13 protein-coding genes are annotated in these 16,095 nt (G+C 62.0%); 7 read left to right on the top strand and 6 right to left on the bottom strand.

Features of this window, described 5'->3' with window-relative positions; translation table 11 throughout:
• Positions 1 to 228: 228 nt before the first annotated feature.
• The 3 genes from DF200_RS06600 to DF200_RS06590 form a co-directional block, all read right to left on the bottom strand.
• The gene (locus tag DF200_RS06600; protein ID WP_109137494.1) at positions 229 to 2,421 is read right to left on the bottom strand and encodes an alpha-amylase family glycosyl hydrolase; all 2,193 of its coding nucleotides are present in this window, start codon (positions 2,419 to 2,421) and stop codon (positions 229 to 231) included.
• 79 nt (positions 2,422 to 2,500) lie between these two features.
• Positions 2,501 to 3,793 (bottom strand): ATP-binding protein, encoded by a 1,293-nt coding sequence (locus tag DF200_RS06595; protein WP_158275800.1) that lies wholly within the window; start codon positions 3,791 to 3,793, stop codon positions 2,501 to 2,503.
• Positions 3,794 to 4,034: 241 nt separating this feature from the next.
• Positions 4,035 to 5,459 (bottom strand): LLM class flavin-dependent oxidoreductase, encoded by a 1,425-nt coding sequence (locus tag DF200_RS06590; protein ID WP_206603421.1) that lies wholly within the window; start codon positions 5,457 to 5,459, stop codon positions 4,035 to 4,037.
• 376 nt (positions 5,460 to 5,835) lie between these two features.
• Between DF200_RS06590 and DF200_RS06585 the strand changes: the two genes are divergently transcribed.
• The 5 genes from DF200_RS06585 to hemC all read left to right on the top strand — a co-directional run bounded on the left by DF200_RS06585 (position 5,836) and on the right by hemC (position 12,022).
• Positions 5,836 to 6,357 (top strand): FMN-binding protein, encoded by a 522-nt coding sequence (locus tag DF200_RS06585; protein WP_109137492.1) that lies wholly within the window; start codon positions 5,836 to 5,838, stop codon positions 6,355 to 6,357.
• Positions 6,354 to 7,271, top strand: coding sequence for an FAD:protein FMN transferase (locus DF200_RS06580; protein WP_109137491.1), 918 nt, complete (start codon positions 6,354 to 6,356; stop codon positions 7,269 to 7,271). The genes DF200_RS06585 and DF200_RS06580 overlap by 4 nt, the downstream gene beginning before the upstream one ends.
• Positions 7,258 to 8,616, top strand: a complete 1,359-nt coding sequence (locus DF200_RS06575; RefSeq protein ID WP_109137490.1) for a ferric reductase-like transmembrane domain-containing protein — start codon at positions 7,258 to 7,260, stop codon at positions 8,614 to 8,616. Before DF200_RS06580 ends, DF200_RS06575 begins: the two co-directional genes overlap by 14 nt.
• Before the next feature lie 178 nt (positions 8,617 to 8,794).
• Positions 8,795 to 10,600 carry a glycoside hydrolase family 13 protein gene (locus tag DF200_RS06570; protein WP_109137489.1) on the top strand — a complete coding sequence of 602 codons (1,806 nt, stop codon included), beginning with the start codon at positions 8,795 to 8,797 and terminating at the stop codon, positions 10,598 to 10,600.
• Positions 10,601 to 11,095: 495 nt separating this feature from the next.
• Positions 11,096 to 12,022 carry a hydroxymethylbilane synthase gene (hemC, locus tag DF200_RS06565; protein ID WP_109137488.1) on the top strand — a complete coding sequence of 309 codons (927 nt, stop codon included), beginning with the start codon at positions 11,096 to 11,098 and terminating at the stop codon, positions 12,020 to 12,022.
• 211 nt (positions 12,023 to 12,233) lie between these two features.
• Here hemC and DF200_RS06560 read toward each other — a convergent pair whose 3' ends face one another.
• Together DF200_RS06560 and cobA are read right to left on the bottom strand one after the other, a co-directional pair.
• A complete protein-coding gene (locus tag DF200_RS06560; protein ID WP_109137487.1) occupies positions 12,234 to 12,725 on the bottom strand; it encodes a precorrin-2 dehydrogenase/sirohydrochlorin ferrochelatase family protein in 492 nt (163 codons plus the stop codon).
• On the bottom strand, positions 12,725 to 13,516 hold the full coding sequence (gene cobA / locus DF200_RS06555) for a uroporphyrinogen-III C-methyltransferase (protein WP_109137486.1): 792 nt from the start codon (positions 13,514 to 13,516) through the stop codon (positions 12,725 to 12,727). Before cobA ends, DF200_RS06560 begins: the two co-directional genes overlap by 1 nt.
• A 269-nt stretch (positions 13,517 to 13,785) precedes the next feature.
• On the opposite strand from cobA, the gene hemB reads away from it, so the two are divergent.
• A complete protein-coding gene (hemB, locus tag DF200_RS06550) occupies positions 13,786 to 14,769 on the top strand; it encodes a porphobilinogen synthase (RefSeq protein ID WP_109137485.1) in 984 nt (327 codons plus the stop codon).
• 35 nt (positions 14,770 to 14,804) lie between these two features.
• Positions 14,805 to 15,521 (top strand): uroporphyrinogen-III synthase, encoded by a 717-nt coding sequence (locus DF200_RS06545; protein ID WP_109137484.1) that lies wholly within the window; start codon positions 14,805 to 14,807, stop codon positions 15,519 to 15,521.
• Positions 15,522 to 15,593: 72 nt separating this feature from the next.
• Here the strand turns inward: DF200_RS06545 and DF200_RS06540 are convergent, their stop codons facing one another.
• Positions 15,594 to 16,034: a hypothetical protein gene (locus DF200_RS06540; protein ID WP_109137483.1), complete on the bottom strand. Its 441-nt coding sequence runs from the start codon at positions 16,032 to 16,034 to the stop codon at positions 15,594 to 15,596.
• Between the last annotated feature and the right edge of the window lie 61 nt (positions 16,035 to 16,095).

Genomic DNA, 16,095 nt, shown 5'->3' with positions numbered 1-16,095 from the left:
CTAGGTTCGTTCTACGTTTCTCGCTCAGGCTTCAGGAATCCCGACCGTCCTGCCGAACGGTCCATGATTCGTCAAGCTTTTTCGCTTTCCAAAACTTGAGCCTACACCACTCAACTTTAGAACGCCAACTTTTATTCCGAATATTCAGGATTTTTTTAGGACGTCCTGCGGGAGCACCCATCCAATGACCGAAAGACCCGGAATCCACCAGCGATTCCGGGCACGCCCCTACTCACACCGCCAGATGCAGAAACTACGCGGCGGAATGGCCAGCTGCCGTTCATGGCCACGCGAGTAGCTCTCCCAATTCGCCTCGCCGCATCCCCCCGGGCCACGCGAGCTGAACACGCATTCCCACGCGGAATCATCAAGCGGCGCGAACTGCCCCCAGCCGTTCGCGGCGCGCAACGCCGACACGCCCTGCCACGCCATACGCTTCGTGGGATTGACCGTCACGCAATCGTTGCCCACACGGAACACGACCACGGAATCGTCGCGCCGCGGCACGATGCGGGGACCGCCGAACACCGCAGGATTCCTACGCCGCCACCAAATCAACGCGGCATAATAATCCACCAGACCACCGAGCCGCCGGGCGCGACGCCAGTCCAGCCGGTTCAACGCGGCCGACCGGTCATACGAATTGTCGCATCCGTGCTTGGTCCGCGCGAACTCCTCGCCGGAGAGCATGAACGGGATGCCGGCCGACGACAATACCAAGCCGGCGGCCATACGGTTCGCCTCCATGATGTCGCCGCTCAGACTGGGATCGGCGTCGTATTCGGCGTCGGTCGGCCCGGACTCCGCCGACCAAACGCCGGACCCGCCAGCCGCGCCGCCACCCAGCTCCCCCACATGACCGAATGCCACCGAACGCATGGCCATACACAACTTGTCCCACAACGTCAGGTCGTCGTGGGCGGAAACATATTGGACGACCTGCCCCACATTGGCCGCCTCGACCTCGGTGCCGCGCCACGCGTCGACGGCGTGGCGGACGGACGGCGCGAACTCAAGCGCCGCTCCGGAAACGTAGCCGGGCTTGTGATGATGGAAGATATTGCCGCGTATGGCGTCGCGCGAATCGTCACTGAAGAATCCAATGCGCGAATCAAGCCGGGAGAGGCCACGCTTGCCGGCCAATACGACGTGGGGCGCGACCGCCGTCATGTCGGCGGCCCACGGCTCGCCGTACATGATCTTCGCGGAGCCGCCGGGCAGGTCATCCAACCGGGCGCGTATCTCGTTCATGGTGTCGACGTCCATCAGACCCATCAGATCGAATCGGAATCCATCGATATGGTATTCACGCGCCCAATATTCGACGGAATCGACGATGTATTTGCGCATCATCGGACGTTCGGTCGCCATGTCGTTGCCGCAGCCCGAACCATTGGACAGCACACCGCCGGCATACCTTCGGCAGAAATAGCCGGGCACCATGCGCTCGAACCAGTTGTCGGCGGCATACATGTGGTTGTAGACCACATCCATGATGACCTTGAAGCCGTTGCGGTGCAAGGCCTGAATCATCTGCTTGCATTCGCGGATGCGTACGGCGCCGTCGAACGGGTCGGTGCTGTAGGAGCCTTCGGGGACGTTGTAGTTGACCGGGTCGTAGCCCCAGTTGTAGGGCTTATGCGCGGCATCGACGACATCGCGCGCGGCGGCCTCGTCCACCGAGCCGAAGTCGAATATCGGCATGAGCTGCACGGCGGTGACGCCGAGTCTGCGCAGATAGGCCACGCATGTGGGGAAATCGCCGGCGCCATCCACACTGGTGTCGTCGTGCGTGAACGCCAGATATGTGCCGCGATGTTCGGCGGGGACGCCGCTGTGCGGGTCATTGCTGAAGTCGCCGACGTGCGTCTCCCATACGACGAGTTCGCCCAACGGAATGCTCGGAGACCTGTCGTCGGCCCAGCCTTCGGGATCGGTGCGACGCAGGTCGACGACCATGCTGCGCCTGCCGTTCGCCCCGGCGGCACGCGCCCATGGGTCGGCCGTGCGGGTCGCGTGGCCGTCGGGGAAATACGCCACGTAGTCGTAGAAGGTGCCGTGGCCCGCACCTTCGATATGTGCGGACCAGGTGCCATCGGGCCGGCCGTCGGCGCCGATGCCGCACGTCATCGCATAGGTGGCATACGGCTGGCGGGAGATATCCTCATCACCATCCTCGCCGGTGCTGGTCCCCGGCGGAAAGGCCGGCTCGGCACGCACGCCCGGGGCGCAGACCCCGCCATCGTGGAACAATCGCAGCTCCACACGGCTGGCGGTCGGCGCCCACACGCGGAACGTGGTGCCTTCGGACGCACAGCCCCCGTCTCCATCTCCGGCACACGCATCGGGAATCGCTCCCAAGTCGTCGCCATCATACGGCTGCACGTCATCGATCGCCGGAACACCTGATGAAACGCTCATATCGCACCCCCGTCGGCACATCGCTTCCACACAGCAATCTACCAGCAACGGGGCGAAACCCGATGAAAAGCGGCACCTCCTACTCCCCGATACAAAACGCCGCATACAACGGCACGCTGCGTATGCCGTTGTCACTGCCGAAATTCTTGGTCGACAATCGCAGCGCCTCACCCGGTTCGTATTTGCCGCGATACACCGACAGACTCCGAGATCTGGTGTTATCGGACGACTTCACCTCCACCGGCACACCGGCGATGCCGTCGTCCATCTGCATGACGAAATCCACCTCGGCGGTGGCACCGCTGGTCCAATACCGCAGCGGCACGCCATTGGCGCATATATGCTGCGCAACATAGTTCTCGACTATGCCTCCCAAGTCGACCCACCTACGACGCCCCGCATCCATCACCATGTCCTGACGCAATTCCGAACGGGCCGACAACAAACCGGTGTCTCCCATATAGACCTTGAAGGCCGCGGCATCCTCATGCATGGCGAGCGGAAGCCGCCCACTGGAAACACGTACGCAGCGCTCAACCAAACCGGCCGACAGCAGCCATGAGATCGCCGGCGCATACACCGATGCCCGTCCTCCGGAATGCACCAGTTTGTACTGGAACTTATGATTCTCCTTTGCCAACTGCGCCGGAATGCTGTTCCAGGTATCTCGTATACGAGCCGTTTCCACAGGTGAAGCGTACTTTGCCATGTCGGCTGAATACAGATCCGCAATGTCCATCTGCACAACGCGGACCGCATCGAAACTGCCGCTACGAACATATTCGGCGACGGCCTCGGGCATACCTCCCACCAGAAGGTATTGCCAGAATCGAGACAGCATCTCGTCGTGCAGATAAAACGCCTCGCCACTGCGATAGCTTTCCCGAATTTCCTCGACCAACGCCCCCTCACCGAGCGCATCCACAAACTCGGCAAAATTCATCGGTCTCAGCGTCAGCGTCTGCACTTTTCCAACCGGGGCGGTAAACCCCTGCTGGTTGACGGCAACCCCCAACAAGCTGCCGGCGGCAACCACGGATAGCTGCGGCATATCCTCCTGAAAATACTTCAATGACGCCAAGGCACGATTGGAAGCCTGAATTTCATCCAAGAACAGCAGCGTATGGTCGGGATCGATGCGGGTGCCGGAAATCTGAGACAGACGGCGAATCAATATCCTTGGCTCAAGGTCCTGTTCGAAAACCTGACGCGCGCGGCCGTCCCGCTCCAAATCAACCCGCACATAATCGTTTGCGAATTCCGTCTTGGCGAATTCATTGAGCAGATAGGTCTTGCCGGTCTGGCGTGCGCCGTACACGAGCAGCGGCTTGTGGCCGTAAGTCTTCCGCCATTCGACAAGACGCTTCATCATATTCCTGCGCATAAGCCATCAACCCCATCGTATCCATCGTTGCAACACAACGGTGCCATCCAACGGTGCACACGTCTGCGTTCCAGTTATTTTCGAAAAAATGTCGTACAACACATTATTATATTGATAATAATGTATTGTATTCCAATTTTTTGAAGATAATGAACTTCAGTTCCGGCTCGTCATAATCACCGTTTTGGCATGGCAGCGCCTCACCACTAGGGTTTTCGGCGTTTGGGCGCTACTTCGACACCTTGTACTGGTAGCCGCGGTGGTTCGGGTTGAGGTGATCGCCCTTGCCGAACAGCTTGTTGCGCAGCGTGCCGGGCGCGTAGTCGGTCTGGTAGACGCCGCGCTCCTGCAGGATCGGCACGACGTAGTCGATGATGTCCTCGAACGTGCCGGGGTTGGTCACATACGCCAGGTTGAAGCCGTCCACGTCGGTGAGCTCGACGATACGCTGCAACTCGTCGGCCACCTGTTCGCCGGAGCCCACGATCACCGGGCTGTTGCCGCCGATCGCGCGTCGGACGGCGATGTCGCGCACCGTCCAACGCCGGCCGTCGTCGCCCTTCACCTTCTGCATGTTGGCGGCGGTGGACTGGATGGCGTTGGAGTCGATGTCGTCGAGCGGCTGGTCGAGGTCGTATTTCGACAGGTCGGTGCCGATCCAGCCGGAATACAGGGTGAGCGCGCCTTCGGTGGAGGCGTAGCGTTCGTAGTCGTGGTACTTGTCCCACGCCTCCTGCTCGGTGTTGCCGGTGATCACGGTGAGCATCATGAGCACGCGCGCGTCGTAGCGGCCCCGACCCGCGGCCTCCAGCGAGTCGCGTACCTGCCTTACCTGCGGAGCGACCAGCTCCGGTGTGGGGCCGGTCACGAAGATGGCCTCGGCGTTCTCGGCGGCGAACCGGATGCCGCGAGGCGAGGTGCCGGCCTGGAAGATCACCGGGGTGCGCTGGGGCGAAGGCTCGCACAGGTGGATGCCCGGCACGTCGAAGAACCTGCCGTGGTGGTTGATCTCATGCACCTTCGTCGGATCGGCGTACACGTCGTGCGCCTTGTCCTTCACCACGGCGTCGTCCTCCCACGAGCCTTCCCACAGCTTGTACAGCACGTCGAGGTATTCGTCGGCGTAGTCGTAGCGCCGGTCGTGGGGGATGTCCTCCTGGCCCATGTTGCGCAACGCGGACGGCAGGTAGCCGGTCACCACGTTCCAGCCCACGCGGCCTTTCGTCAGATGGTCGAGCGAGCTCATGCGCCGCGCGAACGTGTACGGGTGCTCGTAGAAGACGCCTGCGGTCACGCCGAAGCCGAGATTGCGCGTCGAGGCAGCCATCGCCGAGACCAGCGTGGTCGGGTCGTTGATCGGCAGCTGGGATGCGGTGCGCAGCGCGGAGTCCACGCTGCCTCCGTAGACGTCGAAGTATCCGACGAGGTCGGCGATGAACATCGCGTCGAAACGCCCCCGCTCGAACAGCCGCGCGAGTTCGACCCAATGGTCGATGTCGTTGTATTCGGTCGAACGGTCGCCGGGGTAGCGCCACATGCCGGATGACTGGTGGCCCACGCAGTCCTTGACGAAACCGTTGAAATGAATCTGTCGCTTTGCGTTGGCGTTGGTCTGGTCGGCGTTGGCGTCATGCGTATTGGTGGCGTTCCCCACGGCGGAGTCCTTTCAGTCCCATCCCCACGATGCGGCGTGCATTGCCGTCGTCCGCGGGATGCGTTCGGCGTTTCGGCGCACGCCTCTCCCCCGGCGCGCGTCATGGATATCGTCATTATGCCGTCCATCGGTCCGCCGACGGGCGGAAAATCGCCGCACGCCGTATAGACGCTGCTTATCAGCGATTATCAAACGCCGGAATTCATGCCGAACGTACCCCGCTCGGAATGCGTGGCATCATATGATATGCATCACATTCTTTCCGCCAACCCCTTCATTTTCAGCAAATTCCCGGCTTTGACGCAGGAATCGCCCAGTGACCGTTTTTACGCTCGACACCGACGATCGATGTCATGATGTCATTAGGGGGACCCTCATGAACGCGACCATAACGCGCGCGGCGGTGACCGTCATCGCCGGCCTCGCCATCATCGGCGACGCCTTCCTGCTGTTCGTCAAGCCTCATCAGACGCAAGGCCAATCCACTGCGTCCGGGACGACGCTTGGCGCGTCCACCTCGCCTGGCGATTCGAGCGAATCGTCGCCGGACACGGATTCCGGCTCGGAGGGCTCGAACGACTCAAGTGGCTCCGGCACGACGGCGTCCACACTCGCCGACGGCACATACACCAGCGTCGCATCCCCGAACGAATACGGCGAGGTGCAGCTGCAGGTCACGGTCAAGGACGGCAAGATCACCGCAATCAACGCGATCAGCTATCCGAATCACACCGATCGTTCGCAGGCCATCAGCGCGCAGGCCATCCCCGAACTCGCCGACCGGGCGATCAGCGCGCAAAGTTCCGACATCCAATTCGTCAGCGGCGCCACCGAACCCTCCACGGCGTTCGCGAACTCCTTGCAGGATGCCATCAACCAGGCTCTGAATCAACGATGACGCCAACACGCGGACCAGCCATCCAAGCCGTCATCCAGGCCCGAGTCATCCATGCGATGACCGTGCCGTTCACCATGCAGATCGTAGCCGGGCCACAGCAATCATCTCATGCTCTCGCCGCAATCGCCGACGAGGCCATCACGCTCATCGGGAAATGCCTTCATGACGTCGAGACCCGCTTCTCCCCGTTCCTCAACGACTCGCTCGTTGCCAAGGCACGTGCCGGCGATTGGTCGGCGTTGCTGCACGACCGGGATTTCGCGGAAATCTACGCGCTCTGCCATCAGGCGAAGCGACTTACCGACGGATGCTTCGATCCGATGCACAATGGCGTCTACGATCCGACTGGCATCGTCAAGGGGTGGGCCATCGAGCGGGCGCACCAACGGTTCCTTATGCCGCTGGTGCGTGATGGACGCTGCGCCGCGGCCGCATTGGGCGGAGGCGGCGACATCCGGACCGCAGTGCATGACGACAGTGATTTCGTCTGGCGCATCGGCATCGAGAACCCGCTCGCCGGCGGAATCGGCCGCACGAAAGCGGGAACAACCAATCCGCGGCAAGGCCGCCCCACACCGCACACGACATCGCAGCCGTCCACCATCCGTACCATATCCCTGCGTGACGGCGCGATCGCCACGTCGGGGACCGCCAAACGCGGCGAACACATCACACGACGTTCGCATGACCTTGCGCAGGCGACCATCATCCATGACCGTCTCGTGTTCGCCGACATGTGGGCGACGACCGCCATCATCGCCGGCGAGCAGCGGTTCCGCAGCATTCTCGCCACCCATGCCGCCCCGAATGTACAGGCGATTCTGGCGCGCTACCCCGAATATCACGCCGACGATGATTCCCTTGTTTCCGTAATCGGATTCCCCTCCCAAAAGGATTCATATGAAACACATTAATATATCAATCACACTGGCATGGGCGGTCGCACTGTTCGTCGTGCCGCTGCCGTTCCTCGTCACGCTGGCCACCGGCCTTCCCTCCTTGTATTCCAACGAATTGTTCGGCATCGAACTCGGCGTAGTGGCATATACGTGGATGCTGGCCTCCGTGTATCTGGCATGCCGCCCCCGCTGGGTGGACAGAACGGTAGGACTGCCGCATATGTATATGATCCACGGCATTCTGGCCGTATCGGCCATCGTCGTGGCATTCATCCACCAGTCGCTGCTGCCGGGAGCGGGCGCACTGATCGGACTGACCGGCCACGTGGGATTGTATCTGTTCATCGCGGTGGCGGCGTGGTCGATGGTGTTTCTGGCGGGATGGCTCACCAGCCGAGTGGCATGGCTCGCACGCGTCAAACGAACGCTGGAGCGCGTATTCCGCCATGAGATGAGCGTATGGCTGCATCGTCTGAACCTGCTGGGCATCGCCATCATCGTCATCCACGTCCATGTGATCGACTACATCGCCGCGATCAAGCCGTTCATCTTTCTGTTCGATGCGGCGACGATTGCGATGTTCGCCTATTACCTATGGAATGTCATCAGCCGACGCTTCTACGCTTTGCGGGGGCACGTCGTTTCGGCACGACCGATCGCCGACCGGGTCACGGAGCTCACGGTGGGGCTCGACGGGGAAAGCGCACGAAACGTCCGTTGGAATCCGGGGGATTTCGCGTTCATCGCGTTCCCCGGGGAACGCGGCATGCATGAATACCATCCGTTTTCATTGACGAATTCATACAGCGGGGGCGACGGCGCAAACGTACAGTCAAACGTGCAGCAGGGCAATCGCCCGCCGATGACGTTCGCCATACGCGCGGACGGCGATTTCACCACACGGTTGGCGACGCTCAAGCCGAACACCGCGGTGAACATCGTGCCGCCGTACGGCCGGTATTCGGAATTCATCCGCGAACATGACGAACGGGGCAGGGGAACGGGCGATGCGGCGACCCCGCTGGTTCTCGTCGGCGGCGGCATCGGCATCACGCCGCTGATCGGCGTATTGACGGGATACGCCGGTTCCGGCCGTTCGATCGACTTTCTATACACGGCCCGCAGCGAACGCGATTTCATCTACCGTCAGGAGCTCGTCGCCTTCGGGGAGCGGAACAGCAACGTGCACGTGCGGTTGAGCACGCATCGTCCCGACGAACAGTTGCTTGCGCCGATGATACGTCCCGGCGCCATATATCTGGTCGCGGGACCGCACGCGATGCTGGTCGCCGTACGTCGAATCCTGCTGGCGCGCGGCGTGGACGTCAACGACATCTATTACGAGCCGTTCTCCATGTAATCAGCGGCGTCCTCCGGGCAACGTCCTTCCCCAGCGTTATTGTTAGAACGTTCAAATTCAATATTTAGAAATATTCGACGCATACCGAACGCCTAATATCGCGGCCAGTACTTGCGACGTCGACGTCAGTATCGGCACACGCGACCATCGGATGGGACAACGACGAAAGGGGATTTCGATGACGAAGAACAACGAACACGCCGACTGGTGGAAGCAGGCCGTGGTCTACCAGGTCTATCCACGCAGTTTCAAAGACATGAACGGCGACGGGCTCGGCGACATCGCCGGAGTGACCGACCGCATGGACTACCTGCGCGAACTCGGCGTCGACGCCATATGGCTGTCGCCGTTCTATCCATCCGAACTGCATGACGGCGGATACGACGTCATCGACTACCGGAACGTCGACCCGCGGCTCGGCACGATGGACGACTTCGACTCGATGGTGGACGCCGCCCATACGGCCGGCATCAAAGTGGTAGTCGACATCGTGCCGAACCATACGGCCGACAAGCACGTATGGTTCCAGGAGGCGCTGGCCGCAGGGCGGGGATCGGAGGCCCGCGAGCGCTACATCTTCCGCGAGGGACGCGGCGAACACGGCGAGATCCCGCCGAACGACTGGGAGTCGATCTTCGGCGGGCCGGCGTGGGAGCGCGTGGACGACGGGCAATGGTATCTGCACCTGTTCGCCAAACAACAGCCGGATCTGAACTGGAAGAACCCGGAAGTGCACGCGGAATTCCTGAAGACGCTGCGATTCTGGTCGGACCATGGCACGGACGGGTTCCGCGTGGACGTGGCGCACGGCATGGCGAAGGATCTGGACTCGAAGCCGCTGGAGGAGCTGGGGCACTGGTCCACGCTCGACCAGTTCAATCCGAACGGCGACAACCCGCTGTTCGACCGCGCCGAAGTGCACGACATCTACCGCGAATGGCGCAAGGTGTTCAACGAATATGATCCGCCGAGGTTCGCCGTGGCCGAGGCGTGGATCGCGCCGGAGCATCAGGCGCTGTATGCCTCGCCGGACGAGCTGGGGCAGGTGTTCAATTTCGAGTTCGCCAAGGCGGATTGGGATCGCGCTGCCATGCGCGAGGCCATCGAAGAGGGGCTGGCCTCGGCCGAACGATCGGGGTCGACGACCACGTGGGTGATGAACAACCATGACGTGCCGCGGTCGGCGAGCCGCTATGCGCTGCCGCAGCTGAAGACGCATGCGTATCATCAGCTGGTCGAGGCGTGGCTGCTGCGCGACGGCGATCTGGTGGACGAGGACCGCGCGCTTGGCACACGGCGTGCGCGGGCGGCGGCGCTGATGGAACTGGGATTGCCGGGCGCGGCCTACATCTATCAGGGCGAGGAGCTGGGATTGTTCGAGGTGGCGAACATTCCATGGGATCGGCTGGAGGACCCGTATTCGCGTACGAGCCGACACCAGTTCGCCGTGAAGGGGCGCGACGGCTGCCGCGTGCCGCTACCCTGGACCGCCGCGGACGAGCCGCGCATGGCTGCGTGGAGCGATGAGAAAATCGGCAGCGGCGACGACAGCAATGCGGATGGCCGCAATGCCAGCCTGTGGAAGTTCGGGGACGGCGAGACCGGATCGTTCGGGTTCTCGCCGGCCGGGTCCGGCGTTGAGCCGCATCTGCCGCAACCGCTGTGGTTCAAGGATTTCGCGGCCGATGCGGAGAACGCGGACGAGGGTTCCATGCTGAACCTGTATCGTGCGGCGCTGCGACTGCGGCAGGAGCTGCTCACCCCCACCGGAGATACCGGGCTGGCGTGGCTGGACGAGGAGGTGGACGCCGGAGTGGCGATCGCCTACACACGGCCTGCCTCTGATGGCCGCCGGTTCGCCAGCATCACCAACTTCGGAGAGAAGCCGCTCGATCTGCCCGACGGTGAAATCAAGCTCGTCTCCGCACCGCTGGCCGATGGCCGCCTGCCGCAGGACGCCACCGTCTGGCTGCTGCTGAAGTAGCGACAGCGAGCGGAGACGAGGTACCAAATCCCCCTCACCAACCGGCCCCTCTCACCAATCGGCTCCCCCTGACAGGGGTAGCTGTCGGCAACGCCGACTGAGGGGGTCAACAACACACCGCATTTGCCCAGCCATCAACAAAAGACCGCAATACCAGCACACACTCCCCTCAGTCTCGCCACGCTCGACAGCTCCCCTCCGTCGGGAGGGGAGCCAGCAACCCAACTCACCAACCGTCCGCTCTCACCAACCAACCCCCCTCACCAATCGGCTCCCCCTGACAGGGGGAGCTGTCGGCAAAGCCGACTGAGGGGGTCAACACCCAATACAGCAACATCACGCCAACGCATCTTGCCCCATCATCACCACATCCCATCATCACCATCTCATCCCATCATCACCACATCCCATCATCCATAACTTTTCCCTATAACCGCACGGCCTCCCGTCACGCATGCGAATGCTATAGTGGGCACGCTTGAACGAGGAGCATGCATGACACACGTATTCCGGGTCGGGACCCGCAAAAGCCGGCTGGCGCTGCGCCAGACCGAAATCATCATCGACGCGCTGAAAAAACGACATCCCGACTGCGAGTTCGTCGTCAAGCCCATAGTCACCCAAGGCGATCGCGACCTCGATTCCAGTCTGCAGAAAATCGGTGGCAAAGGCGTGTTCGTCAAGGAGATCGAACGGGAACTGCTGGACGGCACCATCGATTTCGCCGCCCACAGTCTCAAGGACGTGCAGCCCGTCCTGCCGGAATCGCTCGCCTTGGGATGTTTCCCCAAGCGGGATTCCCCATTCGATTGCCTGATTTCCAAGGAACCATTCGACGGCATCGATGATTTGCCGACCAGTGCCCGCATCGGCACGAATAGTTTGCGTCGTCAGGCGCAGATTCTGCGATTACGCCCGGACGTGGTCATCGTACCGATCCGCGGCAACGTGGAGACGCGGTTGCGGAAAATCGACACCGAGCATCTTGATGGCGTGATTCTCGCCGAAGCCGGCTTGAATCGCCTACGCCCGGATTTAAGCGGATATCATCGGACTTCGCTGCGGGGCGTGATTCTGCCGGCGGCGGGTCAGGGCGCAATGGCCGTGGAATGCCGAGACGACGACGAAACGACTCTGACCATGCTCGCCGCCATCGACGATGCCGCCACACGTGCCGCCGTGCAGGCGGAACGCGAGTTCATGATCGCGCTCGGCGGCAGCTGCACATTCCCCATAGGCGCGTATGCCCGTTGCGAACGTAATCGCATAACATTTGATGGGCTGGTGGCGTCGGCGGATGGGCGACGTTGCTTCACCCGTCATCTCGTCGGCACGGTCGGCGACCATCTCGGCAAGCGCGCCGCCGATTCCCTCATCTCCTCCCACGGCGTGCTGGACTTCACCCTGCGTGCCGGACTCTGACCTGCGTGCCGGACTTACCGCTACGTGACGGACTCGTCGTTACGTGCTGGACTTACCGCTACGTGATGGGAACACAATCGTTGGAAACAAGCCAATCCCGTTTTTTACGACCCAACACGTAGACCAAAGTCCAACACACAGCCCAAAGTCCAACACGGGGACCGAAGTCCAACACGGGGAGGAGGAGCGGCGGGGCGCAGCCAGACAAACGTCAGGCACCCACCTCGCCCTGAAGCCACCGCAGTAACCGCTGCTTGAGCCGTCTGGCCATCCCCGGATCACGGCCACGCGTGGAAACGGTGAACAGGCATTCTTCGGTTTCGACCACGGCCACGTTGAAGAAACTCGACTGCGCCGGGTCGCCGACGTTGTTGATCAGCGGGACGCCGGCGGCACGCGCATCATCCACGATTCGCGCATTCACGCCGTCGTCGTCGGTGCACGCCAGCACGATGAACGGCATGTCCGGCGCAAAAACCGAGATATCCCCAGACTTGTAGAGCTTTTCCCACCAATCCACGTGGTTCCGGTCGATGCGGGCATCCAGCTCCGGACCGATCACCACCACCCGCGCCCCGCAGCGCAGCAATGTGCCGATCTTGCGCGCCGCCACGGCGCCGCCTCCCACCACCACGGCCAGCCGTCCGCGCACATCCACGGTCACCGGATACGGATGCTCCGGCAGCGAAGACCCGTCCCCCATCAGCCCACGCCGCCTTCACCATCATCGCGACCGCCGCCATCACCGCAACCACCATCATCACCGTCATCAAGCAGCGACGCCACGCCGCCCACCACAATCAGCGCCGGCGCACCCAATCCGGCTTCGGCCACCGCCTCCCGGATCCCCAGCAGATCCGATTTCACCGCCCGCTGGTTCTCGCGCGTCGCCCACTGGATCACCGCGATCGGCGTATCGGCCGGCTTGCCGTTGCCCAGCAGTTCCCCGACGATGCGCCCCAGCGATTCCATGCCCATGAGGAACACGAGCGTACCCTCCATATGCGCGATGTTGTCCCAGTCGAGTTCATGCCCGGCCCGTTTGCGATGCCCCGCGATCACATGGAAGCTCGATGCGAAATCGCGATGCGTCACGGGGATGCCCACCGCGGCCGGCCCGGCGATGGCGCTGGTGATGCCCGGCACCACTTCCACGTCAACCCCCAGCCCTCGCAGATATGTCCGCTCCTCGCCGCCCCGCCCGAACACGAACGGGTCGCCGGATTTCAGCCGCACCACACGCTTGCCTTCACGCGCGAGCCTGGCCAGCAGATTGTTGATCTCCCGCTGCTTTACGGGATGATGATGCGCCGACTTGCCGACGTCGATACGTTCCGCATCATCACGCGCGAACTCCAGCAGTTCCGGATTCACCAGCCGGTCGTATACGATGACGTCGGCCTCCTCCAACCGTCGCCTGCCGCGCAGCGTCAGCAGTTCCGGGTCGCCCGGCCCGGCACCCACCAACGACACCAATCCCCGTCGTTCACCCATTACGTCTCCCTCCGGTCGCGATGAGGCGGCCATTCCGACGATCTATCCGTCGTCGCCATATTCCAACAATCAGACCATAACGACCATAATCAAACCCCGCGCAAACGACCAAACCGTCAGGCACGGGCGTCCACGCCGTCAGACCGTAATCATCCATTGCGATATATCGCCCGTCATAACTAACCGATATAGGAGATCCGATTCCCCGCCAAGCGAACATGCCGCCGGGCGCATATTCTTGGAATTCGGACAACATCAGGGGGATTCATATGACATTGACTTTCACTCGTCATCGCCGTCTACGGTCGAGCGCCGCGCTGCGCGCTCTGGTCCACGAGACCGAGGTGACGAAGGACGACCTCATCATGCCGGTGTTCGTCGACGCCACAATCGATGGCACCGAGCCGATTCCATCGATGCCCGGCATCAACCGCTATGGCATTGGTTCATTGCTCACGGAAATCAAAACCATCGTCGACCTTGGCATCAGGGCAATCATCGTCTTCGGCATCCCCGATCATAAGGACGACGTCGGCTCCGATGCGTGGAATGACGATGGCATCGTGCAACGGGCGATCCGCAGGATAAAGGCCTCCTACCCGAATCTTGTGGTGATCGCCGACGACTGCATGTGCGAGTATACGTCCACGGGCCATTGCGGCATCGTGCGCGACGGCGAGGTGCTGAACGACGAATCATTGGATTACATCGTTCGTATCGCCGTCAGCCAGGCGAAGGCCGGTGCCGATATCATCGCGCCGTCGAACGCGATGGATGGATATGTGGCCGCCATTCGTGAAGGTCTCGATAAGGCTGGATTTATCAACGTTCCAATCATGTCTTACTCGGTTAAGTATGCGTCGAGTTTCTATGGCCCGTTCCGTGACGCCGCCGACGGCGCACCGCAGTTTGGGGACCGTAGCGGATATCAGATGGATCCGGCGAACCGGCTTGAGGCGCTACGCGAGGCCGCCAGCGACGAACGCGAGGGCGCGGACTTTCTCATGGTCAAGCCGGCGATGGCGTTTCTCGACATCGTGCGCGACGTGCGCAACGCCAGCGACCTGCCGCTGGTCGCCTACAATGTCTCCGGCGAATACGCCATGGTCAAGGCGGCGTCGGCGAACGGGTGGGTGGATGAACGACGTATCGTGAAGGAGACGCTGACCGGCATCAAACGCGCCGGAGCGAATCTCATCATCACGTATTTCGCGAAGGACGTGGCCTCGCGCATCGACCGGGGCGAATGGTAGACGCCCGTCCGGCATAATCCGGCAAGGAGGATGGCATGACCGTACTGATCACGTATCCGAAGGACCGTATCGATGAGGATTCGCGACGTCGGCTCGACGAGGCCGCCCAATCCGTCGGCGGAGTCATATACCTTCCGCTGCGTCGATTGCGGCCCACCGTGCCGGACGAGGCTTCACTGCGCATCATCGCGAGCAGTGACTATCTCATCATCACCAGCGGTTTCGCACTGTCTCGGTATCTGGAACAGTATCGGCATCTGAACTGGTTGGCGACCGTCGTGGTGCTGAGCCGGAAGATGGCGGCTCAGGCCGAACGGTACGGTCTGCCGCATGTGCTGGTGCCGGATGAGGAGAACCAGCAGGGGCTCGTACGGCTGCTGGCGACGCTGCCCCGTGCGCGCATGGCGCTGCTGTGCGGCGACCTGCGCGTGCCGAACGACCGGATCCCCGAGGAGATTCCACGGATCCGGATCTATGAGAACGTATGGAATGATGCGTTGGAACAGGCGGCGATTACGGCCATCGGAGCCGGTGCGATCCGACCTATCGACCGCATTCTAATCACCAGCCCGTCGGCGTATAGGCGGTTGCAGGCGATCATCGGGAAAATTCCGGAGCGTTTTTCGACGTATCCCACGTATTACGCGCTGGGCCCCAGCACCGCGGACATTATTCGTAAAAATGGCGGAAACGTAATCGTGCCGGAATCGGACGATGTGTTACGGCGGGCGGTGGAGCTTATCGGCCGTTAATTCACGAATCGTCAGATACCACCCGCGAAAACCCTTTTTTGCGTGATATTCGACGATTCGTGAACCGGGAGCTCAGAGCATTCCCCACGACCGGGCGTATTCCACACGGATGGCAAAATCCTCGGCGGTGAATCCCGCATCAAGCAGTTGCTGTTCGAGCTGCTCAAACGCCGCGCCGTCGCGTTCCGCACGGATGCCCTTCCACGAGAGCGATGTCTGCCAGTCGTCGCCTTCCTCTCCGGCAGGACTGAACTCGCGCAGTGCGGCAAGCACGCGCTGGGCGATTCGGGCGCGCTTGACACGCTCCTCCAGATCGGTGGCGGCGGCCTCAAGCGTCAGGCCGGTGCTGCGGAACGGCTTTCCGGTGAACGGAATGTCGACGATCACGTGCCATACGACGGGCAGTCCGCCGCCGACGCCCGAATCGGCGTCCACCGAGCCGGCGTATCCCAGCACAGCGGACTCCGTGGCCCCGGAGAATCCGGAAGATGATGATGTGGATGGGTCAGTCATGAAAGTCCTCCTTTACCCGGCCTCGCGACTCGGGGTCGTACCGCGCCGTGAAAACTCACAT

Source organism: Bifidobacterium catulorum, assembly GCF_003129925.1.
GTDB classification, from domain to species: domain Bacteria; phylum Actinomycetota; class Actinomycetes; order Actinomycetales; family Bifidobacteriaceae; genus Galliscardovia; species Galliscardovia catulorum.
The sequence above is the reverse complement of the archived record's forward strand: the minus strand, read 5'-3'. Positions and strand labels throughout refer to the sequence as shown.

What these genes read in the sequence shown, in the direction of transcription:
- DF200_RS06600 (WP_109137494.1), bottom strand. Translation starts at nt 2,421, where the DNA reads ATGAGCGTTTCATCAGGTGTTCCGGCGATCGATGACGTGCAGCCGTAT.
- DF200_RS06595 (WP_158275800.1), bottom strand. Translation starts at nt 3,793, where the DNA reads ATGATGAAGCGTCTTGTCGAATGGCGGAAGACTTACGGCCACAAGCCG.
- DF200_RS06585 (WP_109137492.1), top strand. Translation starts at nt 5,836, where the DNA reads ATGAACGCGACCATAACGCGCGCGGCGGTGACCGTCATCGCCGGCCTC.
- DF200_RS06580 (WP_109137491.1), top strand. Translation starts at nt 6,354, where the DNA reads ATGACGCCAACACGCGGACCAGCCATCCAAGCCGTCATCCAGGCCCGA.
- DF200_RS06575 (WP_109137490.1), top strand. Translation starts at nt 7,258, where the DNA reads ATGAAACACATTAATATATCAATCACACTGGCATGGGCGGTCGCACTG.
- DF200_RS06570 (WP_109137489.1), top strand. Translation starts at nt 8,795, where the DNA reads ATGACGAAGAACAACGAACACGCCGACTGGTGGAAGCAGGCCGTGGTC.
- hemC (WP_109137488.1), top strand. Translation starts at nt 11,096, where the DNA reads ATGACACACGTATTCCGGGTCGGGACCCGCAAAAGCCGGCTGGCGCTG.
- DF200_RS06560 (WP_109137487.1), bottom strand. Translation starts at nt 12,725, where the DNA reads ATGGGGGACGGGTCTTCGCTGCCGGAGCATCCGTATCCGGTGACCGTG.
- cobA (WP_109137486.1), bottom strand. Translation starts at nt 13,516, where the DNA reads ATGGGTGAACGACGGGGATTGGTGTCGTTGGTGGGTGCCGGGCCGGGC.
- hemB (WP_109137485.1), top strand. Translation starts at nt 13,786, where the DNA reads ATGACATTGACTTTCACTCGTCATCGCCGTCTACGGTCGAGCGCCGCG.
- DF200_RS06545 (WP_109137484.1), top strand. Translation starts at nt 14,805, where the DNA reads ATGACCGTACTGATCACGTATCCGAAGGACCGTATCGATGAGGATTCG.
- DF200_RS06540 (WP_109137483.1), bottom strand. Translation starts at nt 16,034, where the DNA reads ATGACTGACCCATCCACATCATCATCTTCCGGATTCTCCGGGGCCACG.